We start from the raw sequence: 24,388 nt of genomic DNA, 5'->3' as shown, positions 1-24,388 counted from the left end.
TCCTCCGCAGCGCGGGAGGCGGCCCTGCGCCGGGTCAGCGCTGGACGGCGCCCAGCGCCCGCGCCGCCTCGGCGACCGCGGCGTCGCGGAAGCCGTTGACCTCCTCGGTCGTGAGGGTGCGGTCGAACGCGCGGAAGGTCAGCCGGTAGGCCAGCGACTTGTGGCCCGAGCCGACCTGCGCCCCCGCGTAGACGTCGAACAGGGTCACCACCTCGAGGTCCGGCCCGGCACCGCGGCGCAGCGCCGCCGCGACCTCGCCGGCCGGGACCGCGGCGTCGACCAGCAGCGCGACGTCGGTCAGCGCCGGCGGGAAGGTCGAGAACCGCGCGGCCTGGACCGGGTCCGCGCTCGCCGCGGTCAGCACGTCCAGGTCGAGCTCGGCGGCGACCGTGCGGGCCGGCAGGTCGAGGGCGGCCAGCGCCTTGGGGTGCAGCTCCCCGGCATGCCCGACCAGGGTCCCGTCGGCGAGCGCGACCCGGGCACACCGGCCGGGGTGCCACGGCGCGTGGGCGGGGTCGTTGGTCACGACGACCGGCACGGCCAGCGCGGCGGCCACCGACTCGACCGCCGCGACGGCGTCGCTCCAGTCGACCGGGCGGCCGGGGCCCCACCACCCGGCGTGCTCCGCGAGCCCGCAGGCGAGCAGCGCCGCGTGGCGCGGCTGGTCGGGGACGGCGGCATACAGGCCGGCCAGTGTGTCGGGGTCGGGGCGGGCGGTGACGCCCGGGACGGGCGCCTTGCCGAGGCGCCCGTGCGGGCGGTAGACGAGCCCCAGCTCGTAGAGCGCGACGTCCCTGTGGCCGCGGGCGACGTTGCGGCGCAAGGCGTCCAGCAGGCTCGCCAGGATGCTCGTGCGCAGCAGCGGACGCTCCTCGGAGATCGGGTTGGCCAGGCGCACGGCCCGGCGCCGGTCGTCATCGGCGGGCAGCATGAGCTCGTCCGCGAGGGTCTCGGACACGAACGGGTAGGTCAGCACCTCGGTGCCGCCCGTCCCGGCCAGTGCCGCGGCGACCACGCGGCGCACGTGCTGGCCGTGGGTCAGGCCGTGCCCCTGCGACGGGGTCGGCACGAGCGACGGGATGCGGTTGTAGCCGTCGATCCGGGCGACCTCCTCGGCGTAGTCGGGCCCGTCCAGCAGGTCCGGGCGCCAGGACGGCGGGGTGACCAGCACATGGGTATCGTCGGTGCCCGCGCCCGCCTCGTCCACCGCGCAGCCCAGATGCCGCAGGATCTCGAGCACCCGGTCCCGGGGGTAGTCGACCCCGACGATCCGGGCCGGCTCGGTGACATCCAGCAGGTATGCCGCCGGCGGCCTCGTGTGATCGACGTCGGTGGCGGCGGGGTCGGCCGTGCCCCCGCCGTGGCGCACCAGCAGGTCGACGGCCAGCTGCGCGGCGGCCGGCGCCAGCTGCGGGTCGACGCCGCGCTCGAAGCGCTTCGAGGCCTCGGTGACCAGCTTGTGCCGACGCGACGAGCGGGCCACCGTCGTCGGGTCGAAGTGGGCCGCCTCGATCAGCACGTCGGTCGTCGACTCGTCGACCTCGGACGACGCTCCGCCCATGACCCCGGCCACCGCGAGCAGGTGCTCGCCGCCGTCGGTGACCAGCAGGTCCTGGGGGTCGAGCACGCGCTCGACGTCGTCGAGGGTACGCAGCCGCTCCCCCGCCCGGGCCCGGCGCACGACGATCGAGCCGGACAGCTTGTCGACGTCGAAGGCGTGCAGCGGCTGGCCGACCGCGAGCATGACGTAGTTGGTCACGTCCACGGCCAGCGAGATCGGCCGCATCCCCATCTGGGTCAGCCGGCGCCGCAGCCACGGCGGGGAGGGCCGCGTGGGGTCGATGCCGCGGACGGTCCGGGCGACGTACCGGTCGCAGCCGACGGCGCCGTCGAGCGGCGCGGTGTCGTCGAGCACCACCCGGTAGCCGGAGCCGTCGGGCGGGGGCACCGGCACGAGGGCCGGGTCGCGGTAGCCGCCGGCCGGGCTGCCCTGCGAGTGCCAGTACTCGCGGGCCAGCCCGCGCACCGAGAAGCAGTAGCCCCGGTCGGGCGTGACGTTGGCCTCGATGGTCTGCTCCGCGAGCCCGAGCAGGGCGATCGCGTCGTCACCCGGCTCGAGGTCGGCGGCGGCGTCCGGGCCGAGCAGACGCGACAGGACGATGATCCCCTCGTGGTCGTCGCCGAGACCGAGCTCGTCCTCGGCGCAGATCATCCCGTTGGAGACCCGGCCGTAGGTCTTGCGGGCGGAGATCTCGACGCCCCCGGGCAGGACCGCGCCGGGCAGCACGACGACGACGAGGTCGCCGACCACGAAGTTGGTCGCGCCGCAGACGATCTGCTGGTGCGTGCCCTCGGTGAGCAGCTGCCCGTGCGGCCCGACGTCGACCACGCAGTAGCGGATCGTCCTGCCGTTCTTCTGCACCTGCTCCTCGACCTGCAGGACGCGCCCGACGACGATCGGGCCGGTGACGTCGCCACCGTGCAGGTCCTCCTCCTCGATGCCGACGGAGACGAGCGCGGCGGCGACCTGCGCACCGGTCACCCCGTCGGGGACGTCGGTGTACTCGGCGAGCCAGCCAAGCGGCATACGCATTGCTCAGACCTCCATGCCGAACTGCCGGGAGAAGCGGACGTCGCCCTCGACCATCTCGTGCATCCCCTGTACGCCGTGGCGCAGCATGAGGGCGCGCTCGATGCCCAGGCCGAAGGCGAAGCCCGAGTAGACCTCGGGGTCCACGCCGCAGGCCCGCAGCACCTTGCGGTGGACCATGCCCGAGCCGCCCAGCTCGATCCAGCCGGAGCCGCCGCAGGTACGACACTGCGCGACACCCTTCGTCGAACCCGTCCCGTGGCAGGCGAAGCACACGAAGTCGGTCTCCATGGACGGCTCGGTGAAGGGGAAGTACGACGCTCGCACCCGCGTGCGCGTGCCGGCCCCGAACATGATCTGCACGAAGGCGTCGATGGCCCCGCGCAGGTGCGCCATGGTCAGGCCCCGGTCGACGGCCAGGCACTCGATCTGGTGGAACACCGGCGTGTGCGTCGCGTCGAGGTCGTCGGTGCGGAAGACCTTGCCCGGCGCGACGACGTAGATCGGCGGGTCCTGCTCGAGCATGGTGCGGATCTGGACCGGCGAGGTGTGGGTGCGCAGCACCAGGCCCGAGTCGACCGGGTCGAGGAAGAAGGTGTCCTGCATCTGCCGGGCCGGGTGGTCCGGGCCGAGGTTGAGCGCGTCGAAGTTGAGCCACTCGGCCTCGAGCTCGGGCCCCTCGGCGACCTCCCAGCCCATCCCGACGAACGCGTCGACGAGGCGCTGGGCGACCAGCTCGATCGGGTGCCGGGCACCCGGCGGCCGACGCAGGGCCGGGACGGTGACGTCGAGCTGCTCCTCGACGAGGATGCGTTCGTCCCGCTCGGCCTCGAGCTCGCGCTGCCGGACGGCCAGGGCCTGGCCGACGCGACCACGCGCCTGGCCCATGCGTTTGCCGGCCTCGGCCCTGGCGCTGGGCGGCAGGGCGCCGATCTCGCGGTTGGCCAGGGCGAGCGGGCTCTTCTCGCCCTGGTGGGCGAGCCGGACGGCCTTGAGCTCGTCGAGGGAGGCCGCCGCGGCCACGGCGGCGAGCGCGTCGGCGACCGCGGCCGCGACGGCGGCCGGGTCGAGCGCGGCGACCTCGACAGGGTCGTAGTTCGTGTTCGGTCCAGACATGGGATGCGGGTCGCTGCTCTCGTTGACGGGTCTCCGGGACGGGCGCACCCGCCCGGATCAGGGTGCGGGCGGGCGGATCACGAGCCAGTGTAGAGGCGTGGTACGACGCTCCCGGGACGGCGGGCCGAGCCGGGCGGTCAGGTCCGGTCGGGGACGTAGGCCGGCATGTTGGCCGGCAGCCGGACGGTGAACCGGGCTCCCCCGGCGTCGGAGTCGCCCACCGTGACGGTCCCGCCGTGCGCCTCCACGAAGCCTCGCACGACGTAGAGCCCCAGGCCCGTGGTGGTGGTGTCCGTGCCGTGCCAGAACCGGTCGAAGACCCGCTCGCGGTCCTCCGGCCGCACCCCGTCGCCGGTGTCGTCGACGTGCACCAGCACCCCGGCCGGCTCCGGGCCGTCCCGGTCGAGGGTGACCGTGATGTCGCCGCCGCCGTGCAGGCTGGCGTTCTCGATCAGGTTGAACAAGACCTGCTCGAGTCGGTCGGCGTCGGCCCACAGCTCGGGCACGCCCGCCGCGCGGGCGCGGTCGCCGAGCCGCAGGGTGATCTGGCCCCTGCGGGACAGCTCGTGCCGCACGACGTGGCGCCGCAGCAGGTCCTCGAGGTCGACCGGCCCGAGCCGGAGGGTGAGCCGGTCGGCGTCGAGCCGGGAGATGTCCAGCAGCTCGCCGATCAGGCGGCTCAGCCGGGTGGCGTCCGACTGGATCGTCTCGATCATCAGGCGCTTCTGGTCGTCGGTGAACCGGTCCCAGCGGCGCAGCAGGCTGTTCGTGAAGCCGGTCACCGAGGTCAGCGGCGCCCGCAGCTCGTGGGCCACGGTCGCCAGGACCGTCGCGTTGTCGCGTTCGGCGCGCTGCCTGGCCGCGGCGTCGCGCAGGCCGAGCAGGACACGCTCGACGCCGCGGTTGCGGGCACTGCGCACGTAGCGGGCCGTCACCAGCAGGTCGCGCCGCCCCGGGCCGACGAGCAGCTTCTCCCGGTGGCCGGTGCGCGTGGCCAGGCCGTCCCACGGCTCCGTGTGCTCCCACCAGTCACGACCGGTCTTGTCCGCCAGTGGCAGGGCCTCGCGCACCGGGCGCCCCACGAGATCCTCGCGGGTGCGGGCCAGGATGCGCAGCGCCTCGCCGTTGACGAACCGGATCACCTGGTCGCCACCGACCACGACGAGCCCGTCGGGCAGCAGCTCGGCCATCTGGCCCACCGGCATCGCGGTGGCCGCGTGCGGCGGCAGCGGGCGCTGGGAGGCCATGCCCGCAGGATAGCGACGGCGGGCGGGCCCTGCCCGTCAGCGCCGGGCGCGACGACGCGTCTCGGCGGAGGCGTAGAGGCACACCGTGGCGGCCATCGCCAGGTTGAGCGACTCGGCCAGGCCGTGGATCGGCACCCGCACGACGTCGTCGCACCCGGCGCGCGTCTGCTCGGGCAGGCCCCACGCCTCGTTGCCAAGGACCCAGGCGTGGGCACCGCGCAGGTCGGCGTCGGGCAGCAGCGTGCGGCCGGAACCGTCGGCGGCCAGTCGCCTGATCCCGCGTTCACCCAGGGCGGCCAGGATCTGCTCGACCGGCACGCCGACGACCAGCGGGAGGTGGAACAGCGAGCCGGCCGTGGCCCGGACGACCTTGGGCGCGTACACGTCGACGCTCGAGTCGCTGACGACGACCAGGTCGGCGCCGGCCGCGTCGGCGGCGCGGATGACGGTGCCCGCGTTGCCGGGGTCGCGCACCTGGGTCAGCACGCACACCACCGCGTCGGGCGGCAGGGCAGCCAAGGCGTCCTCGAGTACGAGCGCGGCCGGGCGGCATACCGCCAGGACGCCTTGAGGTGTGCCGGTCCCGGCCATGGCCGCGAACACCTCGGGGCTCGCCTCGTGCACGTGCAGTCGCGCGGCGACCGCCGTCGCGACGATGTCGGTATGCCGCTCGGCGGCCGGCGCGGTCACGTAGACGTCGCGCACCTGGTCGGGACGGTGCGCGACCGCCTCCCGGACCGCCTGCGGGCCCTCGGCCAGGAACAGTCCGGTGCGGGCACGCACCGAGCGCTGCGACAGCGCCCGGACCGACCTGACCCGGTCGGAACGCGGGTTGGTCAGCGCGGGTTGTCGCGACGCTCGGTGCTCGCTCACCGATGGGCGGTGCGCACCCGGGCTCAGGCGCTCTTGCTCTCGGCCGGTGCGGGCACGTTGGCGCGGGCGACCTCCACGAGAGCCGCGAAGGCCGGGGCGTCGTTGACGGCCAGGTCGGCCAGGATCTTGCGGTCGACCTCGACGCCGCCGAGGCGCAGGCCCTGCATGAACCGGTTGTAGGTCATGCCGTTGGCGCGGGCCGCGGCGTTGATGCGCTGGATCCAGAGGCGACGGAAGTCTCCCTTGCGGGCGCGCCGGTCGCGGTAGGCGTAGCCGAGCGAGTGGGTGACCTGCTCCTTGGCCTTGCGGTAGAGCCGCGAGCGCTGGCCGCGGTACCCGCTGGCCCGCTCGAGGACGACGCGACGTTTCTTCTGGGCGTTGACCGCCCGCTTCACGCGTGCCACGTGAACACTCCTTCGTTGGTGCCGCCGCCGTGCCCTGGACGGGCCGGCGAGCTGGGCGAGATGCTGGTCGGGTGGGGCGGACGGCTCACTTGCCGAGGAGCCGCTTGACCCTCTTGCGGTCGGCCGTGGCGACCTCGACGTCACCTGCGACGCGGCGGGTGTAGCGCGAGGACTTGCGCTCGAGCAGGTGGCGGCCACCGGCCTGCTCGCGCATGACCTTCCCGCCGCCGGTGATCCGGAAGCGCTTCTTGGCGCCGCTGTGGGTCTTCATCTTCGGCATGGTGCCGATCTCCTTCTGTCGTGCCGGGCGGGCCCGGGGGCAGGCCGGCAGGTCTGGGACGGGGCGAGGTGCACCCCGTCCGGGGTCACTGGGCCGCGCTCGCCCCCGGGGCGGGCGCGGACTGCTTGGCCGCCGCGGCGTCGCGGGCGCGTCGCTGCTCCGCCTTCGCCTCGGACTTCTTCTTCGTGGGGGCGATCACCATGATCATGTTGCGGCCGTCCTGCTTGGGCGCCGACTCGACGTAGCCGAGCTCGGTGATGTCGGTCGCGAGCCGCTCGAGCAGACGCCGGCCGAGCTCCGGGCGGGACTGCTCCCGGCCGCGGAACATGATCGTCACCTTGACCTTGTCGCCGGCCTTCAGGAACCGCTCGACGTGCCCCTTCTTGGTGCCGTAGTCGTGCGGGTCGATCTTCGGCCGGAGCTTGATCTCCTTGATCACCGTGTTGACCTGCTTCTTGCGGGCCTCCCGCGCCTTCATGGCGGCTTCGTACTTGTACTTGCCGAAGTCCATGAGCTTGGCGACCGGCGGCTTGGCCATGGGGGCGACCTCGACGAGGTCGAGACCGGCCTCGTCGGCGAGCCGGAGCGCGTCCTCGACGCGCACGATGCCCACCTGCTCACCGTTGGGGCCGACCAAGCGCACCTCCGGGACCCGGATGCGCTCGTTGATGCGAGGATCGCTGATGTGGTGCTCCTAAGTTCGTCGGTGTCGAGCCGACCAGCCACGCGAAAAGGCTCCCCGTGCGTGCACGAGGAGCCCCAGGGAACGTATGCCGCCCAGCCGGGTGGGCGTCATACTGCGCAGCAGGTGCCCACCGGGCACCTCACTGCACGGACCGGACCCGGCAACCCGAAGGTCGACGCGGGTGGAAGCGGGGCTCCTCTTGCACGCCGCCTCCGGCGCACCGAACGAGTCGGCAGGCCGGGAACGGCTGGTCACTGCTCAGGATAGCAGCGGGCCGAGGGTGGGCCGAACCGGCGGCGCACACCGGCCGCACCGCAGACCTTGTCGGCGCGGGCGAAGAGGGGAAGGGTGGGGTCATGGCGAGACCCACCGGCAGACAAGACCTCCCTGCGGCCCCGGACCCGGCGGCGCCGCAGGACATCCGCAACGTCGTCCTCGTCGGGCCGGGAGGCGCCGGCAAGACGACCCTGTTCGACCACCTCGTCGCGGCGCGGGTCCCCGGACACCGGCCGCGCGAGGGTGAGCACGAGCGCTCCACCTCCGTGACGGTCGCCGCCCTCGACAGCAACGGGGTGGCCGTCAACCTGATCGACACGCCCGGCTTCCCCGACTTCGTCGGCGAGCTGCGGGCCGGGCTGCGGGCTGCCGACGCGGCCGTCTTCGTCGTCTCGGCGGCCGACGAGATCGACCGACCGGTCGCGCTGCTGTGGCGCGAGTGCGCGTCGATCGACATGCCACGCGCGGTCGTGGTCACCCACCTGGACCAGCCACGCGCCGACTTCGCCGCGACGGTCGAGACCTGCCGACGGGTCTTCGGCGACGCGCGGGCGACGCACTGGCCGGTGCTGGCCGACGGTGACGTGGGCTCCATCGTGGGGCTGCTGACCGGCGCGTCCGACGAGCACGACGCCGCCCGGAGCGAGCTCATCGAGTCGATCATCGAGGAGTCCGAGGACGCCTCGCTGCTCGACCGCTACCTCGAGGGCGAGCAGCTGGACACCGACACCCTCATCGCCGACCTGCGCACCGCGATCAACCGCGGCAGCTTCTTCCCCATCGTGCCGGTGGCCGCCCGCCGCGACGTCGGGATCTCCGAGCTGCTCACCATCATCGAGCATGCCTTCCCCGACCCCAGCGCGTCGTGGTTGCCGCCGGTCCACACTCCCGCCGGCGCTCCCGTCAAGGACGTCCGCTGCGACGTCGAGGCGCCCCTGGTCGCGCAGGTCATCAAGACCTCGACCGACCCCTACGTCGGGCGGCTCTCGCTGGTGCGCATCTTCTCGGGCCGGCTCGAGGTCGACCAGAGCGTGCACGTCTCGGGCCACATGGGCGACTTCGTCGGGCACGACGTCGAGGCCCACGCGGCCCACGACGAGGACGAGCGGCTCGGGCCGCTGGCCAGCCCGCTGGGCGACACCCACCGGCCGGTCTCGCACGGGATCGCCGGCGACATCATCCTGGTCTCCAAGCTCTCGCGGGCCGAGACCTCGGACACGCTGTCCTCGACCGAGCGGCCCGCGGTGGTGGCCCCGTGGCTGCTGCCGGAGCCGCAGCTGCCGGTCGCGATCAGGCCGGCGACGAAGTCCGACGAGGACAAGCTGGCCGCCGCGCTGCAGCGGATCGCCGCCGAGGACGTCACCGTCCGGATGGAGCACGCCGCCGACACCGACCAGATGGTGCTGTGGACGATGGGCCAGGCCCACCTCGACGACCTCATCGCGCAGCTGGCCGACCGCTACGGCGTCACGGTCACCGCGGAGCCGCACCGCACCGCCCTGCGTGAGACGTTCGTGCGCAAGGTGGCGGTGCAGGGCCGGCACGTCAAGCAGTCCGGCGGGCACGGCCAGTACGCCGTCTGCCAGATCGAGGTGGAGCCGCTGCCGCGCGGGGCCGGCTTCGAGTTCGTCGACAAGGTCGTCGGCGGCGCCGTGCCGCGCCAGTTCATCCCCTCGGTCGAGAAGGGGGCCCGGGCTCAGCTGGAGAAGGGGCTGCTCACCGGGCACCCGGTCGTCGACGTGCGGGTCACACTCGTGGACGGCAAGGCGCACTCGGTCGACTCCTCCGACGTCGCCTTCCAGACGGCGGCGGCGCTCGCCCTGAAGGAGGCGGCCAACGAGTCGACGATGGCCCTGCTCGAGCCGATCGACAGCGTGTCGGTCACCACCGCCGACGAGTACCTCGGCTCGGTCATGTCCGACCTGCGCGGCCGGCGCGGCCAGGTGGTGGGCACCGAGCCGGGCGAGGAGCCCGGGTGGACCGTGGTGCACGCCGAGGTGCCCGCGTCCGAGCTGTCGCGCTACCCGATCGACCTGCGGTCGGTCTCGCACGGCACCGGCTCGTTCACCCGAGAACAGCTGCGTCACGACCTGCTGCCGGCCGACAAGGTCAAGGCGCTGCTCGCCGCGCAGTAGGCACCCCTCGTCGAGTGCACAGCACGTACCGGGCCCAGCGCGGCACACGGTGCGCACTCGACGGGGATGTGGGCGCTCAGGTCGGTCGGGTCACGGGCGCACGAGCATCTTGCCGATGTTCTCGCCGTGCAGCAGGCCGAGGAACGCGTCGACGGCGTGCCCGAGCCCGTCGACGAACGTCTCCCGGAACCTCAGCGACCCGTCCGCGAGCCAGCCACCGGCGCGTCCCCAGTACTCCTCGGCCAGGTCCTGGTGGTCGCTGACGAGGAAGCCCTGGATCCGGCCCCGGGTCTGGACCAGGCGGCTGAGGTTCTTCGGGCCGGGCGCCGGCTCGGTCGCGTTGTAGGCCGAGATGGCACCGCAGATCGCGATCCGGCCGTCGCGCCGCAGCGAGCCGATCGCCGCCTCGAGGTGCTCGCCGCCGACGTTGTCGAAGTAGACGTCGACCCCCTCGGGCGCCGCCTCGCGCAGCTGCCGGCTCACCTTCCCGTCGTGGTAGTTGAACGCCGCGTCGAAGCCGAGCTCCCCCGTGACGTAGGCGACCTTCTCCGCGCTGCCGGCACTGCCCACGACCCGCGCCGCGCCGAGCGCCCGCGCGATCTGCCCCGCCGTGCCCCCCACCGCTCCGGCCGCACCGGACACGAAGACCACATCACCCGGAGCCAGGGCGGCGATCCGGGTCAGCCCGGCGTACGCCGTCAGGCCCGGCATCCCGAGGACGCCGAGGTAGGCGGAGGCGGAGGCCGCCGACGTGTCGACGACCCGCACCGAGCGGTGGTCGACCACGGCGACGTCGCGCCAGCCGAGCGCGTGCAGTACGTGGTCGCCGACGTCCACCCCGTCCGCGTGGGACTCCTCGACGACGCCGACCGCTCCCCCGTGCATGGCCTCGTCGAGGGCGTACGGGGCGGCGTAGGACTTCGCGTCGCTCATCCGTCCGCGCATGTAGGGGTCGACCGACAGGACCTCGTTGCGCACGAGGACCTGGCCGTCGTGCAGGGGCGGCAGCTCGCGCTCGACGAGCTCGAAGTCGCCTGGCACCGGCCACCCGACCGGTCTCGACCGAAGCACCACCTCACGGGCTCGCATCTGAGACCTCGCTCCTTCCTCACGCCGGTGCCACGGATCGGCACACCTGCGGTCCACGCTACGGCCTCGCGCCGGAAAGGGGCTTGACGCAGGAGACTCGTTATCGAATACTCGAGATCGAGTACCCGAGCCCTGCTATCCGATCCAGAGGAACCTCGATGAGCCGTCGTCGAGTCAACAACCCCCTCGCGCTGGCCGTGCTCGCCTGCCTCGGCGAGCGGCCGATGCACCCCTACGAGATCTCCTCGACCCTGCGCCACCGGGGCAAGGAGCAGAGCATCAAGCTCAACTACGGCTCCCTCTACTCCGTGGTCGCCTCCCTCGAGAAGCACGGCCTGATCTCGGCGCGGGAGAAGGTGCGGGAGGGCAACCGGCCGGAGCGCACCGTCTACGAGCTCACCCAGGCCGGAGTCGAGGAGTTCGAGGACTGGCTCTCCGAGCTGCTGAGCACGCCGACACACGACCCGTCCAGCCTCGAGTCCGCGCTGTCGCTGATCGGCGGAATCCCCCCGGACGAGGCCGCGAGGCTGCTCGAGGAGCGCGTCAGCCGGCTCGACCTCGAGCTGAGGTCGGCCGGCGCCGCGAACGACTGGGCGCGCGAGCAGGGGCTCCCGGAGGTCTTCCTCGTCGAGAGCACCTTCCGCGCGGCGATGCTCACCGCCGAACGGGAGTATGCCGCGCAGCTGGCCGGCCAGATCCGCTCCAACACCCTGGGCGGGGTCAAGGTCTGGCGCCGGATGCACGAGCTGCGGGCCTGCGGCATCCCGATGGAGGAGATCCTGCGCGACCCGCTCCGACATTTCGGGGAGGAGGGACGCATGCTGCGGGACACCCTCGCGGACGATACCGAGGCCCCGGCAGACACACCCTGACGACACATCCACCGGCCCCATGACAACCCCGGCCGAACGCGGCAACGTCCGGCCGGGGCCCTCCTCGAGTCAGCCGCTGCAGCGATCCGCAGCAGGAACCCAAGGCACAACCTGAGCCTACGGCACTGCGCGACCGACTCCCCCACCTCGGTGGCCGTCTCCCGGCCACCCGCACCACAGGAGTCACCATGCACGACGTCACGACGGCGAGCAGGACCACGACCGCGGTCGTCGCCACCGACCTGGTCAAGACGTACCCCGGCCGCCGCGGGGCCCCACCCGTGCGAGCCCTCGACGGGCTCTCCCTCGAGGTCGGGCGAGGCGAGATCTTCGGGTTGCTCGGCCCCAACGGAGCCGGCAAGTCGACGACGGTCAAGATCCTCTCGACCCTCTCGCGTGCCGACTCCGGCACCGCCGTCGTCGCCGGCCACGACGTCCGGCACGAGCCGGGGGCGGTCCGCCACGCGATCGGGCTGGTCTCTCAGAAGCCCAGCACCGCCCCGATGATGACCGGCCGCGAGAGCCTCGTCATGACCGGCCGGATCCACGGGCTGTCCCGGTCCGAGGCCCGCGACCGCTCCGGGGAGCTGCTCACCCGGTTCGGCCTGGCCGACGCCGCGGACCGGCTGACCAAGACCTACAGCGGCGGCATGAGCCGCAAGCTCGACGTCGCCATCGGTCTGGTGGCCCGGCCGGCGGTGCTCTTCCTCGACGAACCCACCACCGGTCTGGACCCGGAGGCGCGGTCCGAGCTGTGGGCGCAGATCGAACAGCTGGCCGTCGAGGAGCACACGAGCGTCCTGCTCACGACGCACTACCTCGACGAGGCCGACCACCTGTCCGACCGGCTCGCCATCGTCGACCGCGGGCGGGTCGTCGCGGCCGGGACGCCCGACGAGCTGAAGCGCGAGCTGCACGGCGACCGGGTCGTCATCGAGGTCGCCGACGCGGCGACCGGGGCCCTCGCCGCCGAGCGCCTGTCCCGGATCGTCACGCTCGTCGACGTGTCGCACGAGGGCCGCGCGGTCCGCGCTCGCAGCGACGAGGGTGCGAGCGTCATACCCCTTGTGCTGGCCGCGCTCGAGCAAGCCGGGATCGGCGTCACCTCCGCGACCGTCTCGCGCCCCTCGCTGGACGACGTCTACCTGCGGCATGCGGGCCGCTCGTTCGAGGAGGTGGGGGCGTGAGCACCCTAGCGGTCCACTCGGCCCTCATGACGAAACGCACGGTCACCGCCCTGCTGCGGCAACCGGCGTTCGTGCTCATCACGCTGGTCCAGCCGGCGATCTGGCTGCTGCTCTTCGGGGCCCTGTTCGAGAAGGCCGTCCAGATCCCCGGTTTCGGCGCGGGCGGTCGGTCCTACCTCGAGTTCCTCACGCCCGGTGTCGTCGCGATGACGGTGCTCTTCTCCGCCGCGTGGGCCGGCACCGTCTACATCGAGGACATGAATCTCGGCGTGATGGACCGGATGCTCGCCTCGCCGGTACGCCGGGGGGCGCTGATGAACGGCACGATCGCCTACCAGAGCATCACCGCCGTTGTGCAGACGCTCATCATCATCGGGATCGCGTATGCCGCTGGGGCACGTTTCGAGCGGCCGCTCGCCGGGATCGGGCTGACCCTGGTCGCCGCGGTGCTGCTCACCGTCGTCTTCGCGGCGCTGTCGAACGCGGTGGCCCTGCTCGCGCGGGAACAGAACGCGCTCATCGGGATCAGCCAGCTGCTCTCGCTGCCGCTCGCGTTCCTCTCGTCGGCGATCATGGACCCGCGGCTCGCGCCGTCGTGGCTGCGGGACATCGCGACCTGGAACCCGCTCGACTGGACGGTCGTGGTCGGCCGCGAGGCCCTGTCGGCGACGCCGGACTGGGCCGCGGTGTGGTCCCGGCTCGGCGGGCTCGCGGTTCTGGCCCTGGTCATGGGCTGGCTGTCGACGCAGGCCTTCCGCGCCTACCAGCGCTCGGTCTGAGGCGGGTGGGTCCACCCCCACCGTCGAGTGCGCACGAAGTGCCGCGCCCCCTCACGGGATCAGCAGCGAGAACGCGTGGATGAGCATCCCGATCAGGCCACCGACGAGGGTGCCGTTGATCCGGATGAACTGCAGGTCGCGGCCGACCTGCAGCTCGACGCGCTCGGCGGTCTCCTGGCCGTCCCAGCGGTCGATGGTGTGGCTGATGACCTGGGTCAGCTCCGTGCCGTAGCGCTCGACGGCGTAGACGGCGGCGTCGCAGACCCGGGCGTCGATCCGGTCACGCAGCCCCCGGTCGGCCAGCAGCCGGCGGGCCAGCGCCTGCACCTCGCGGACCCCGCGGGCCCGCACCGGCCCGTCCGCGTCCTCGAGCGAGGCGACGGCCACCCCGCGGAAGGAGACCCACAGCGACATCGCGGTCGCGGGGACCTGCGGGTGCGACAGGATGCGTTCCTTCAGCCGCTCGGCCTTGGCCTGGGTGACGGGGTCGTGCTGCAGGTTGTCGGCCAGGTCGACGAGCAGCTTGTCCAGGGCGATCCGGACCGAGTGGTGCGGATCGGCCCGGATGTCCGCCAGCCACTTGAGCGCCTCGGTGTGGACCTTGCGGGCGACCAGGTCGTTGACGGCGTCGGGGACCCAGAGCGGGGCGCGCTGGATGATGAGCGCCTCGAACAGGTCCTCGTTCTCCACGAGCCAGGCCCGGCTCTCGTCGAGCACGAGGTCGACCAGGCCGCGGTGTGCGTCGTCGCGGACGACCTGGTCGAGCAGGCCACCGGCCAGCTCGCTGACCGGCTCGGCCTTCAGCCGCGGGATCACCGCCTGCTCGATGACGGCCCGGATGTCGGCGTCGGGGATCCGCTGCAGCACGTGTGCGGTCACCGTGGCAACCTCGTCGACCAGCCGTTTCGCGTGCCCCGGCGAGCTGGCCCACGCGGCGACGCGCCGGGTCGGCTCGGCGTCCAGCACCCGCTCCCGGATGATCTCGGGGCGCATGAAGTTCTCGGCGACGAACTCCTCGAGGCTGCGCCCGATCATCTCCTTCTTGCGCGGGATCAGCGCCGTGTGCGGGATCGGCAGGCCCAGCGGGTGCCGGAACAGCGCGGTGACCGCGAACCAGTCCGCGCAGGCGCCGACCATCGAGGCCTCGGCCCCCGCGTTGACGAAGCCGAGGATGCCGGTCTGGTCACCTCGGGTGAGCAGGTAGACGACCGCGGCGAGGACGAGCAGGCCGGTCGCCACCATCCGCATCCGCCGCAGGTCGTGCCGGCGCTGCGCGTCGAGGGCCGGGTCGACCATGAGGCCGAGCGGTCCGCTCACTGGTCACCTCCTGGTCGGTCGTGGATGTCACCGGTCCGACTCCCCCACCGTCGGGCCGCGGGGCCTGCGTCGAGTCCCCGGCATGCGGCGGGCCCGCCCCGCCTCAGCCGGCCGCCTCGAGCGCGAAGACCAGCGCGTCGATCCTCGCACGCGCCGCCGCGTCGGTCGCGATCCGTTCCCCGATCCGGGTCGCCAGGGCGCTGATCTCGTCGGCCGGCAGGCCCGGCCGCACCCCGAGCACGACCCGCAGCACTCCCGCACCGGCCGGCTCCCCGGCCTCGAGCCGGTGCGCCCGGACGATCGGCTCCGGCGCGCAGGCCCGGTCGACCAGGCCGGTCACCTCTGCGTCGAGATGGCTCGGCTGCCAGGCGCGCTGCTCGGCCAGCGCCCACACCATGGTGGGACGCAGGACTACGGCGTGCCGGCAGGCCACGTCGACGACCAGGACGTCGCAGCCCTCGCTCACGGCGGCCCGGGCGGCGGAGGCCGCCGGCACCGCCACCGGCCGGGCCGAGGGGTCCCAGTCGGCGAGGGCGGCGAGTGAGGAGAACATCGGCAGGGCACGGGAGCCGTCGGGGGCGGTCAGGGTCACCGTCGCCATCTCGCTGCGCTTGTCGCTCCGACCGGCGCTCCCGCTCGCCTCGGTCACCTCGGTCGCGACCGCGACGACCGGCACGAGCCAGCGGGCGGCGGCGACGGCCCGCATCGCCGCCGTCTCGGACTCCGGGGTCGGCGCCTCCTGCATGGCGTTCAGGGCCTCGAGGAGCCCCGGCGCAGCCGCACCGGTGTCCTCCCCGAAACCGTGCGTCGGGATCGACTTGCCCGCCCACGCCTGACCCGTCGAGTCGGACGGGCGCCCGACGTGGTCCACATGGGCGAAGTCACCCGCGGCCGGCCCGCCCCGGCTCTCGCTCACGATGCCGGCCGGCCCGCGACGTCGAGGGCCTCGGGCAGTGTGAACGCGCCGCGGTAGAGGGCCGAGCCGATGATGGCGCCCTCGACGCCCGCACCGACGAGCTCGCGCAGCGCCCGGATGTCGTCGAGCGTCGACACCCCACCGGAGGCCACGACGGGTCGGTCGGTGCGGGCGCACACGTCCCGCAGCAGGACGAGGTTGGGCCCCTCGAGCATGCCGTCCTTGGCGACGTCGGTGACCACGTAGCGCGCGCAGCCCTCGGCGTCGAACCGGTCGAGCGTCTCCCACAGGTCGCCGCCGTCGCGGGTCCAGCCACGCGCGGCCAGCGTCGTACCGCGCACGTCGAGCCCGACGGCGACCCGGTCACCGTGCTCGGCGACGACCGCCGCGGTCCACTGCGGGTCCTCGAGCGCGGCGGTGCCGATGTTGACCCGTCGGCACCCGGTGGCCAGCGCCGCGTCGAGCGACTCGGACCCGCGGATGCCGCCGGAGAGCTCCACCGCGATGTCGAGCCGGCCCACGATCGAGCCGATCAGCTCCCGGTTGCTGCCCCGTCCGAACGCGGCGTCGAGGTCGACCAGGTGGAGCCACTCGGCGCCCTGGTCCTGCCAGGCCTTGGCGGCCGCCCACGGGTCGCCGAACTCGCCGCCGCTGCCTGCGACGCCCTGGACGAGCTGCACCGCGCGTCCCTGCGACACGTCGACGGCCGGGAGCAGCTCGAGGCGCGGTCGGTCGGTCATGGGCGAGGCCTCCTGATGGTGCCGTGCTGCCGGGGTTGTCCGCAGCGGGTTCGGGGCGCGCCGGGTCGGTGTGCGCCGGGCGTGGGGTGGGGCCGGCGGGGGCGCAGGTGCGGCCGGGGGGTCACAGGCTGGTCACCCAGTTCTCGAGCAGGTGCAGCCCGGCGTCCCCGGACTTCTCGGGGTGGAACTGGGTGGCGGTGAGCGGTCCGTTCTCGACCGCGGCCACGAACCGGGCGCCGTGCCGCGCCCAGGTCACGACCGGGGCGACGACCGCGAAGGCCCCGGTGGCCTGCAGCGTCCAGGACTGGACGGCATACGAGTGGACGAAGTAGAAGCGCTCGGACTCGACGCCCGAGAAGAGGCGGGAGCCGGGACCGACCTCGACCCGGGACCAGCCCATGTGGGGGACGATGTCGGCGGGCAGGCGTTCGACCGTGCCGGGCCACTCCCCCAGCCCCTCGAGCGGGGCCGCGGAGGGCTCGGTCGAGGTGTCGAAGAGCACCTGCATCCCGACGCAGATGCCGAGCACCGGGCGGGCCCCCGCCACCCGACGGCCGATGATCCGTGGGCCGTGGGCGGCGGCCAGTCCCGCCATGCAGGCGTGGAAGTTGCCGACGCCCGGGACGAACAGCCCGTCGCTCTCGAGGGCGGCGTGCGGGTCGGAGGTCAGCGCGACGGCCGCGCCGACCCGTTCGAGGGCGCGCACGGCGGACCGGACGTTGCCGCTGCCGTAGTCGAGCACGACGACGTGCGGTCTCATCGCGGACCCGGTCCCGTCGGCGGCGTGGCCATCTCAGAGGGCGCCCTTGGCGCTCGGGATGCCGTGGACGCGGGGGTCGAGCGCGACGGCGGCCCGCAGCGCCCGGGCGACGGCCTTGAACTGGGCCTCGACGATGTGGTGCGGGTCGCGGCCGGCCAGGACCCGGACGTGCAGGCACAGGCCGGCGTTGTAGGCGAACGACTCGAACACGTGCCGGGTCATCGAGCCGGTGAAGTGGCCGCCGACCAGCACGTACTGCTGTCCCTCCGGCTCGCCCTCGTGCACCACGTAGGGCCGGCCGGCAACGTCGACGACGGCCTGGCACAGCGCCTCGTCGAGCGGGACCGTCGCGTCGCCGAAGCGCGAGATGCCCGACTTGTCGCCGAGCGCCTGGCGCAGCGCCTGGCCCAGGACGATCGCGGTGTCCTCGACGGTGTGGTGCACGTCGACGTGGATGTCGCCGGTGGCCTTGACGGTCAGGTCGATCAGGGCGTGCTTGGCCAGCGAGGCGAGCATGTGGTCGTAGAACGGCACGCCGGTCGAAACGTCGGACTCGCCGGTGCCGTCCAGGTCGAGGGTGAGCCGCACCGAGGACTCGCTGGTGGTGCGGCTGATGGTGGCCGTGCGGCTCATCCGTGTGCTCCGGTGATGGTCGGGTCGGCGGGCGCGGGGTCGAGCCGGTGGGCGGCGGCCAGGCGCGTCATCGCCGCGAGGAAGGCCGTCGTCTCGTCGGGGGTGCCGGCGGTGACCCGCAGGTGGTGGGCGATGCCGACGTCGCGCACCAGCACACCGGCGTCGAGCAGGTCCTGCCACGTCGCGTGGGCGTCGGCCAGCCCGCCGAAGAGCACGAAGTTGGCGTCGCTGGGGACCGGCGCGAGACCCAGGCCGGCCAGGCTCGCGACGATCCGGTCGCGCTGGGCCTTGATCGTCTCGACGGTGGCCAGCAGCAGGTCGGCGTGCTCGAGGGCGACCCGGGCGATCGTCTGCGTGGGGGTCGACAGGTGGTACGGCAGCCGGACCAGCCGCAGCGCGTCGATGAGCTCCGGGTCGGCGACCAGGTAGCCGAGCCGGCCGCCCGCGAAGGCGAAGGCCTTGCTCATGGTGCGGGTCACGACCAGGCGCGGGTTGCCGGGCAGCAACGTGAGGGCACTGCGCGTGCCGGGCCGGGCGAACTCGGCGTAGGCCTCGTCCACCACGACGACCGCGTCCGGTGCGGCGGCGAGGACCGCCTCGATCACCGCGAACGGCAGGGCCGTTCCGGTCGGGTTGTTCGGCGAGCAGAGGAACACGATCGACGGGTCATGGGCACTGGCCTGCTCCGCCGCCGCCGTGGCCGTCAGCTCGAAGGTACCCGCGGCGCGCAGGCCGTCGACCCACCTCGCCCCCAGCGTCTCGGTGATGATCGGGTGCATCGAGTAGCTCGGGGTGAAACCCAGCGCGGTGCGACCGGGCCCGCCGAAGGCCTGCACGAGGTGCGCCAGCACCTCGTTGGAGCCGTTGCCCGCCCACACCTGCTCGGGTGTCACGTCCACGCCGGCCTGCCTCGCCAGGTACGCGGTCAGGGCCTTGCGCAGGTCGGTGAACTCGCGGTCGGGGTAGCGGTTCAGCCCGCGGACGTCGTCCTCCAGCGCCGCCATGACGGCCCGGACGATGGCCTCGGGCACCGGGTAGGAGCTCTCGTTGGTGTTCAGCCGCACCGGCACGTCCAGCTGGGGCGCGCCGTACGGCGTGCGTCCGCGCAGGTCCGGTCGCAGCAGCCGCTGGATCTCGTATGCCGCCGTCCCGGTCCGCGCCGGGTCCTCGGTCATCGCGGCACCTCGTTGCCGAACCGTGCCGTGACCGCCTCGCCGTGGGCCGGCAGGTCCTCGGCCTGCGCCAGGGTCACCACGTGCCGGGCGACGTCGCGCAGCGCGGCCCGGTCGTAGTCGACGACGTGGATGCCGCGCAGGAAGGACTGGACGGACAGGCCGCTCGAGTGCGACGCGCAGCCGGCGGTGGGCAGGACGTGGTTGGACCCGGCGGCATAGTCGCCGAGGCTCACCGGTGCGTACGGGCCGACGAAGACCGCCCCGGCGTTGCGGACGCGGGAGGCCACCGCGGCGGCATCGCGCGTCTGGATCTCGAGGTGCTCGGCGGCATACGCGTCGACGACGGCCAGGCCGGCGGCGAGGTCGTCGACGAGCACGATGCGCGACTGGGTTCCCGCGAGCGCGGTGCTGACCCGCTCGTGGTGCTTGGTCGCCGCGACGCGGCGCGCCAGCGCCGTCCGGGTCGCCGCGGCGAGCTGCGCGCTGTCGGTGACGAGGACGGACGCCGCGAGCGGGTCGTGCTCGGCCTGGCTGACGAGGTCGGCCGCGACGAGCTCGGGATCGGCGGAATCGTCCGCCAGGATGGCGATCTCGGTCGGCCCGGCCTCGGCGTCGATGCCGATCAGCCCCTTGAGCAGGCGCTTGGCGGCGACGACCCAGATGTTGCCGGGGCCGGTGACCATGGAGACGGGCTCGCAGGTGACCGCCGCGGCGTCCACCCCGTCGGTGAAGCCGTAGGCGAACATCGCCACGGCCTGGGCGCCGCCGACCGCGTAGACCTCCTCGACGCCGAGCAGGGCGCAGGTGGCCAGGATCGTGGGGTGCGGGTAGCCGGTGAAGACGCCGGTGTTGTCGCGCTGCGGCGGCGAGGCCACGGCCAGCGAGCCGACCCCGGCCAGCTGGGCGGGGACGACGTTCATCACGACGCTGCTCGGGTAGACGGCCAGGCCGCCGGGGACGTAGAGCCCGACCCGCTCGACCGGCACCCAGCGCTCGGTCACCGTCCCGCCGGGGACGACCTCGGTCGTCGTGTCGGTGCGGCGCTGGTCGCCGTGCACCAGCCGGACGCGACGGATCGACTCCAGCAGGGCCGCCCGAAGGTCGGGCTCGAGCCCGTCGCGGGCGGCCTGCAGCACCTGCGCCGGAACCCGCAGGTGCGTGGGCCGCACCCCGTCGAACCGCTCCCCGAGGGCGCGCAGCGCCTCGGCGCCGCCGTGCTGGACCTCGGCGCAGATCGGGCGGACCTGTTCCATGGCGGCCGTGACGTCGAGCTCCGCCCGCGGCAGGGCCCGGCGCAGGGTGCGCACGTCGAGGGCGTGCCCGCGCAGGTCGAGGGTGGACATCATGGCCCTGATTCTAGAGAGGCCGCGTCGGGCCGCCGATGCGTCGTCTCATCCCGGCTGGGCGGGCGTCACCGAGTCGATCAGGACCGCCGTCTCCCAGGCCCACTGGCGCCACTGGTCGTACCGGCCGGACTGGCCGACGTGCCCGGCCGCGATCTCGGTGCGGAAGACGACCGGCGCGGCGTCGGGCCGGTCCCGGTCGGCCCAGCGCAGGGCGGCCACCCACTTGGCCGGCTCGGTGACGTAGACCCGGGTGTCGTGCAGGCTGGTCGTCACCAGCAGGGCGGGGTGCGGCCCGGGCGTGACGTTCTCGTAGGGCGAGTACGACCGCATCAGCGCGTATGCCGCCGGGTCCTGCACGGGGTTGCCCCACTCCTCCCACTCGATGACCGACAGGGGCAGCGAGGGGTCGAGCATTGTCGTCAGGGCGTCGACGAACGGGACGGAGGCGTGCACGAACCGGAACCGGTCGGGCGCCTGGTTGACGACCACGCCCATCAGCAGGCCGCCCGCCGAGCCGCCCTCGGCCGCCAGACGGTCCGGCGCGACGGCGCCGATCGCGACGAGCCGGTCGGCGCAGGCGACGAAATCGGTGAACGTGTTGGGCTTGTGCTCGAGCTTGCCGGCGTCGTACCAGCTGCGGCCCAGCTCGGACCCGCCGCGCACGTGGGCGATGGCGAACACCCAGCCGCGCTGCAGCAGCGAGAGCCGCAGCACGGAGAACCACGGGTCGCTCGGGATGCCGTAGGCGCCGTACCCGTGCAACAGGCCGGGGGCCGTCCCGTCGAGCCGGGTGTCCACGTGGTGCACGAGCGAGACCGGCACTCGGGTCCCGTCGGGGGCGGTGGCCCACTCCCGGCGCTGGACGTAGTCGCCCGGGTCGTGGCCGCCGAGCACCTCCTGCTGCTTCAGGACCGTGCTCGCCCGGGTGGCGACGTCGTAGTCGACGACGGTGCGTGGTGTGACGAGCGACTCCCGGACCAGCTGGACCGTGCCAGTCGCCGGCTCCGGGTTGGCCCCGACCCGGATGGTGTGCAGCGGCTCGCCGACCTCGACGTCATGGGCCGCACCGAGGCCACCGCGTGCCGCCGGGTCAGCGGACCGTGCGACGATCCGCACGGCGGTGCCACCCTCGCGGCGCAGCGACACCGCCACGAAGTCGTCGAACCCGTCGATGCCCGTGACGTACTCGTCCTCGCTCGTGACGTCGGTCGGAACCCACTGCTCGTGGGTCGTGCAGGTGATCGGCGCGACGGCCACCTCGAAGTTCGTCCGACGGGCGTTGTGCACGACGAAGAGCCGGTCGCCGACCGGCTCGATGTCGTACTCGACGCCCGGCCGGCGCTCGGCGACCACCCGGGGCGTGCCGAGCGGGTCGGCCGCGTCGAGGATCCGGTACTCGCTGGTCGTCTTCGAGGCGATCGCGATGACGACGTGCCGGTCGTCGCGCGAGGCGCCGACACCGACGAAGAACCGCTCGTCGGGCTCGTCGTGCACGAGGACGTCGGCCTCGCCGGGCGTGCCGACCTCGTGCCGCCACACCTGGTGGGGCCGCCACGCGTCGTCCACCCTGGTGTAGAAGAGGTGCCGCCCGTCGATCGACCACGCCAGCGACCCGCCGGTCGCGCGCACGGCGTCGTCGAGCAGCTCCCCCGTCGCGATCCGCACCACCCGCACGTCGTAGCGTTCGTCGCCAGCCAGGTCGGCGGCATACGCGATGACGTCCCCGGCGTGGGAGACCTCGCTGCCCCCGACGGCGAAGAAGTCGTGCCCCTGCGCCGCTGCGTTCTGGTCGAGGAGGACCTCCTCCCCGGCCGGGACCGCGCCGCCCTCCAGCGAGGGGCGCTGCGGGTGGTCGGTCAGCAGCACGCGGGCATCGACGGGGTACTGCTCGCCCTCGATGGTGCGCGAGTAGTACCACCACCGGTCGTGCCGGACCGGCACCGACAGGTCGGTCTGCCTGATCCGGGAGCGGAGCTCCTCGTAGATCGTGTCGGCCAGCGGCTGCAGGTGTGCGGTCCGTTCGGCGGCCCAGGCGTTCTCGGCCTCGAGGTAGGCCAGCAGGTCGGGGTCGTCGCGGTCGGCCATCCACGCATAGGGGTCCACGAAGGCCTCGCCGTGACGTTCGCGTGTGGTCGGCTCGCGGCGGGCGGTGGGAGGCTGCTGCATCCGGGCATCGTAGGCGCGGGCCCGCTAGCCTGACGAGGTGACCAGCGCAAGGGGCGCGGATGCCGCCGGGCGGGACGTGCACCAGGTGCGCGTCGTCCCGGGTTCGGGGCGGGGTCCGGCACTCGCCCGGGTCATCGGACGCACCCGACACCTCTGGTGCGGCAGACTCGGACCATCCCCGCAGAGAGGCCTGTGATGACGAACGACCCGGCAACCCCGACGACCCGTGGCGACAGCGAGGCGGCTGCCGCACCCCTTCCGAGCGCGAGCTACGGCGTGCACTCCGAGGTGGGCCGGCTGCGCAAGGTCCTCGTGTGCCGGCCCGGCCTGGCCCACCGGCGGCTCACCCCGTCGAACAACGACGACCTGCTCTTCGACGACGTCATGTGGGTCGAGCAGGCGCAGCACGACCACGCCGAGTTCGTCGACGTGCTGACCGGGCACGGGGTCGAGGTCCTAGAGCTGCACGACGTGCTCGCCCAGACGCTGGCCCGGCCGGGGGCCGAGGCCTGGCTGCTCGACCGGAAGATCACGACCAACGCCGTGGGCCTGGGCCTGGTCGAGGCGACCCGCGGGTTCCTCGAGTCGCTCCCGGACGACCGGCTCGCGGAGTACCTCATCGGCGGGCTGGCGGTACACGACCTGCCGCCCGACCACCGCCCCGACCAGCTGCCGCTGGTGGCCCGCTCGGTCGGCACGCGCGAGTACCTGATGCCGCCCCTGCCGAACACGCTCTACACCCGCGACACCACCTGCTGGCTCTACGGCGGCGTCACCCTCAACCCGCTGCACTGGCCGGCCCGGCACGACGAGACGCTGCTGATGAAGGCGATCTACACCTTCCACCCCGACTTCGTCGGCTCGCGCATCTGGTGGGGCGACCCCGAGCAGGACTTCGACAACGCGACGTTCGAGGGCGGCGACATCATGCCCGTCGGGGGCGGCGTCGTGCTGATGGGGATGAGCGAGCGCACCTCCCACCAGGCGATCACCCAGGTCGCGTCGGCGCTGTTCGCGGCCGGCGCCGCCGAGCAGGTCGTCGTCGCGGGGATGCCGCGGATGCGCGCGGCCATGCACCTGGACACCATCTTCACGTTCGCCGACCGCGACGTGGTGACCCTCTACCCGCGGATCGTCGACGCGGTGCACACCTTCACCCTGCGCCCGGGGACCGGGCCCGGCGGGATCGACGTCGTGGACGAGGACGGCGCAGCCTTCACCGACGTGGTCGCCAAGGCGCTCGGGCTGCCCCGCCTCACCGTCGTCGAGACCGGTGGCGACGTGTTCGAGGCCGAGCGCCAGCAGTGGGACAGCGGCAACAACCTCGTCGCGCTCGAGCCGGGTGTCGCGATTGCCTACGACCGCAACACCGAGACCAACGCGAAGCTGCGCGACGCCGGCATCGAGGTCATCACGATCTCGGGGGCCGAGCTCGGCCGGGGGCGCGGTGGCGGCCACTGCATGACCTGCCCGCTCGTGCGGGACGCCGTCGACTACTGATCTTTCGGGGTGCCGACGCCGTCGGCCACGACGGGTGCGCTCGGTTGCAGCTCTCGTGGGCGGCAGGGCCACCCGGCCACGACAAGTGCGCTCAGTTGCAGTTCTCGTGGTCGCCAGGGCCACCCGGCCACGACAAGTGCGCTCAGTTGCAGTTCTCGTGGTCGCCAAGGCCACCCGGCCACGACAGGTGCGCTCGGTTGCAGCTCTCGTGGGCGCCAAGGCCACCCGGACCACGACAACAGCCGTCAATGGCCCGTAACGGCTGGCGGCCGGCCGCTCCCGGGGAGGCGGCACTGTACCGG

The 24,388-nt window shown here is 73.4% G+C and carries 21 protein-coding genes; 5 read left to right on the top strand and 16 right to left on the bottom strand.

Going from position 1 to position 24,388, the window contains the following annotated elements:
- Window positions 1-34: 34 nt before the first annotated feature.
- The 7 genes from pheT to infC form a co-directional block, all read right to left on the bottom strand.
- Window positions 35-2,593 carry a phenylalanine--tRNA ligase subunit beta gene (pheT, locus tag WMI84_RS05490; protein ID WP_347351129.1) on the bottom strand — a complete coding sequence of 853 codons (2,559 nt, stop codon included), beginning with the start codon at window positions 2,591-2,593 and terminating at the stop codon, window positions 35-37.
- A 3-nt stretch (window positions 2,594-2,596) separates the two neighbouring features.
- On the bottom strand, window positions 2,597-3,706 hold the full coding sequence (gene pheS / locus WMI84_RS05485) for a phenylalanine--tRNA ligase subunit alpha (RefSeq protein WP_347351128.1): 1,110 nt from the start codon (window positions 3,704-3,706) through the stop codon (window positions 2,597-2,599).
- Window positions 3,707-3,843: 137 nt separating this feature from the next.
- Window positions 3,844-4,953, bottom strand: coding sequence for an ATP-binding protein (locus WMI84_RS05480; RefSeq protein ID WP_347351126.1), 1,110 nt, complete (start codon window positions 4,951-4,953; stop codon window positions 3,844-3,846).
- A gap of 36 nt (window positions 4,954-4,989) precedes the next feature.
- Complete coding sequence (locus WMI84_RS05475) at window positions 4,990-5,826, bottom strand: RNA methyltransferase (RefSeq protein ID WP_347351124.1); 837 nt, start codon at window positions 5,824-5,826, stop codon at window positions 4,990-4,992.
- Window positions 5,827-5,849: 23 nt separating this feature from the next.
- Entirely contained in the window at window positions 5,850-6,230 is a 381-nt protein-coding gene (rplT, locus tag WMI84_RS05470; RefSeq protein WP_347351122.1) for a 50S ribosomal protein L20, read from the bottom strand.
- 85 nt (window positions 6,231-6,315) lie between these two features.
- Window positions 6,316-6,510, bottom strand: a complete 195-nt coding sequence (rpmI, locus tag WMI84_RS05465; protein ID WP_347351120.1) for a 50S ribosomal protein L35 — start codon at window positions 6,508-6,510, stop codon at window positions 6,316-6,318.
- Window positions 6,511-6,595: 85 nt separating this feature from the next.
- On the bottom strand, window positions 6,596-7,153 hold the full coding sequence (gene infC, locus WMI84_RS05460; protein WP_347351119.1) for a translation initiation factor IF-3: 558 nt from the start codon (window positions 7,151-7,153) through the stop codon (window positions 6,596-6,598).
- A 398-nt stretch (window positions 7,154-7,551) separates the two neighbouring features.
- Between infC and WMI84_RS05455 the strand changes: the two genes are divergently transcribed.
- Complete coding sequence (locus WMI84_RS05455; protein ID WP_347351117.1) at window positions 7,552-9,606, top strand: elongation factor G-like protein EF-G2; 2,055 nt, start codon at window positions 7,552-7,554, stop codon at window positions 9,604-9,606.
- 90 nt (window positions 9,607-9,696) lie between these two features.
- On the opposite strand, the gene WMI84_RS05450 is transcribed toward WMI84_RS05455, so the two are convergent.
- A complete protein-coding gene (locus tag WMI84_RS05450; RefSeq protein ID WP_347351115.1) occupies window positions 9,697-10,695 on the bottom strand; it encodes an NADP-dependent oxidoreductase in 999 nt (332 codons plus the stop codon).
- A 158-nt stretch (window positions 10,696-10,853) separates the two neighbouring features.
- Here WMI84_RS05450 and WMI84_RS05445 point away from each other — a divergent pair, with 158 nt between their 5' ends.
- The 3 genes from WMI84_RS05445 to WMI84_RS05435 all read left to right on the top strand — a co-directional run bounded on the left by WMI84_RS05445 (window position 10,854) and on the right by WMI84_RS05435 (window position 13,533).
- The gene (locus WMI84_RS05445; protein ID WP_347351113.1) at window positions 10,854-11,567 is read left to right on the top strand and encodes a PadR family transcriptional regulator; all 714 of its coding nucleotides are present in this window, start codon (window positions 10,854-10,856) and stop codon (window positions 11,565-11,567) included.
- Window positions 11,568-11,755: 188 nt separating this feature from the next.
- Window positions 11,756-12,754, top strand: a complete 999-nt coding sequence (locus WMI84_RS05440) for an ATP-binding cassette domain-containing protein (RefSeq protein ID WP_347351111.1) — start codon at window positions 11,756-11,758, stop codon at window positions 12,752-12,754.
- Complete coding sequence (locus tag WMI84_RS05435; protein WP_347351109.1) at window positions 12,751-13,533, top strand: ABC transporter permease; 783 nt, start codon at window positions 12,751-12,753, stop codon at window positions 13,531-13,533. The genes WMI84_RS05440 and WMI84_RS05435 overlap by 4 nt, the downstream gene beginning before the upstream one ends.
- Window positions 13,534-13,584: 51 nt before the next feature.
- Here the strand turns inward: WMI84_RS05435 and WMI84_RS05430 are convergent, their stop codons facing one another.
- The 8 genes from WMI84_RS05430 to WMI84_RS05395 all read right to left on the bottom strand — a co-directional run bounded on the left by WMI84_RS05430 (window position 13,585) and on the right by WMI84_RS05395 (window position 22,586).
- A complete protein-coding gene (locus WMI84_RS05430) occupies window positions 13,585-14,850 on the bottom strand; it encodes a DUF445 domain-containing protein (protein WP_347351107.1) in 1,266 nt (421 codons plus the stop codon).
- A gap of 103 nt (window positions 14,851-14,953) precedes the next feature.
- Window positions 14,954-15,766, bottom strand: a complete 813-nt coding sequence (locus WMI84_RS05425; RefSeq protein WP_347351105.1) for an SseB family protein — start codon at window positions 15,764-15,766, stop codon at window positions 14,954-14,956.
- On the bottom strand, window positions 15,763-16,506 hold the full coding sequence (priA, locus tag WMI84_RS05420) for a bifunctional 1-(5-phosphoribosyl)-5-((5-phosphoribosylamino)methylideneamino)imidazole-4-carboxamide isomerase/phosphoribosylanthranilate isomerase PriA (protein WP_347351103.1): 744 nt from the start codon (window positions 16,504-16,506) through the stop codon (window positions 15,763-15,765). Before priA ends, WMI84_RS05425 begins: the two co-directional genes overlap by 4 nt.
- 121 nt (window positions 16,507-16,627) lie before the next feature.
- Window positions 16,628-17,266 (bottom strand): imidazole glycerol phosphate synthase subunit HisH, encoded by a 639-nt coding sequence (gene hisH, locus WMI84_RS05415; protein ID WP_347351102.1) that lies wholly within the window; start codon window positions 17,264-17,266, stop codon window positions 16,628-16,630.
- Between the two features lie 33 nt (window positions 17,267-17,299).
- Window positions 17,300-17,899 (bottom strand): imidazoleglycerol-phosphate dehydratase HisB, encoded by a 600-nt coding sequence (hisB, locus tag WMI84_RS05410; RefSeq protein WP_347351100.1) that lies wholly within the window; start codon window positions 17,897-17,899, stop codon window positions 17,300-17,302.
- Window positions 17,896-19,074 (bottom strand): histidinol-phosphate transaminase, encoded by a 1,179-nt coding sequence (locus WMI84_RS05405; protein WP_347351098.1) that lies wholly within the window; start codon window positions 19,072-19,074, stop codon window positions 17,896-17,898. The genes hisB and WMI84_RS05405 overlap by 4 nt, the downstream gene beginning before the upstream one ends.
- Window positions 19,071-20,420: a histidinol dehydrogenase gene (gene hisD, locus WMI84_RS05400; protein ID WP_347351096.1), complete on the bottom strand. Its 1,350-nt coding sequence runs from the start codon at window positions 20,418-20,420 to the stop codon at window positions 19,071-19,073. Before hisD ends, WMI84_RS05405 begins: the two co-directional genes overlap by 4 nt.
- 45 nt (window positions 20,421-20,465) lie before the next feature.
- Entirely contained in the window at window positions 20,466-22,586 is a 2,121-nt protein-coding gene (locus WMI84_RS05395) for a S9 family peptidase (RefSeq protein WP_347351094.1), read from the bottom strand.
- Window positions 22,587-22,781: 195 nt separating this feature from the next.
- Here WMI84_RS05395 and WMI84_RS05390 point away from each other — a divergent pair, with 195 nt between their 5' ends.
- A complete protein-coding gene (locus WMI84_RS05390) occupies window positions 22,782-24,086 on the top strand; it encodes an arginine deiminase (protein ID WP_347351092.1) in 1,305 nt (434 codons plus the stop codon).
- Window positions 24,087-24,388: the final 302 nt, after the last annotated feature.

Origin of the sequence: Intrasporangium sp., assembly GCF_039812505.1 — a bacterium.
GTDB lineage: Bacteria > Actinomycetota > Actinomycetes > Actinomycetales > Dermatophilaceae > Intrasporangium_A.
This window is presented reverse-complemented; position numbering and strand designations above follow the sequence as displayed.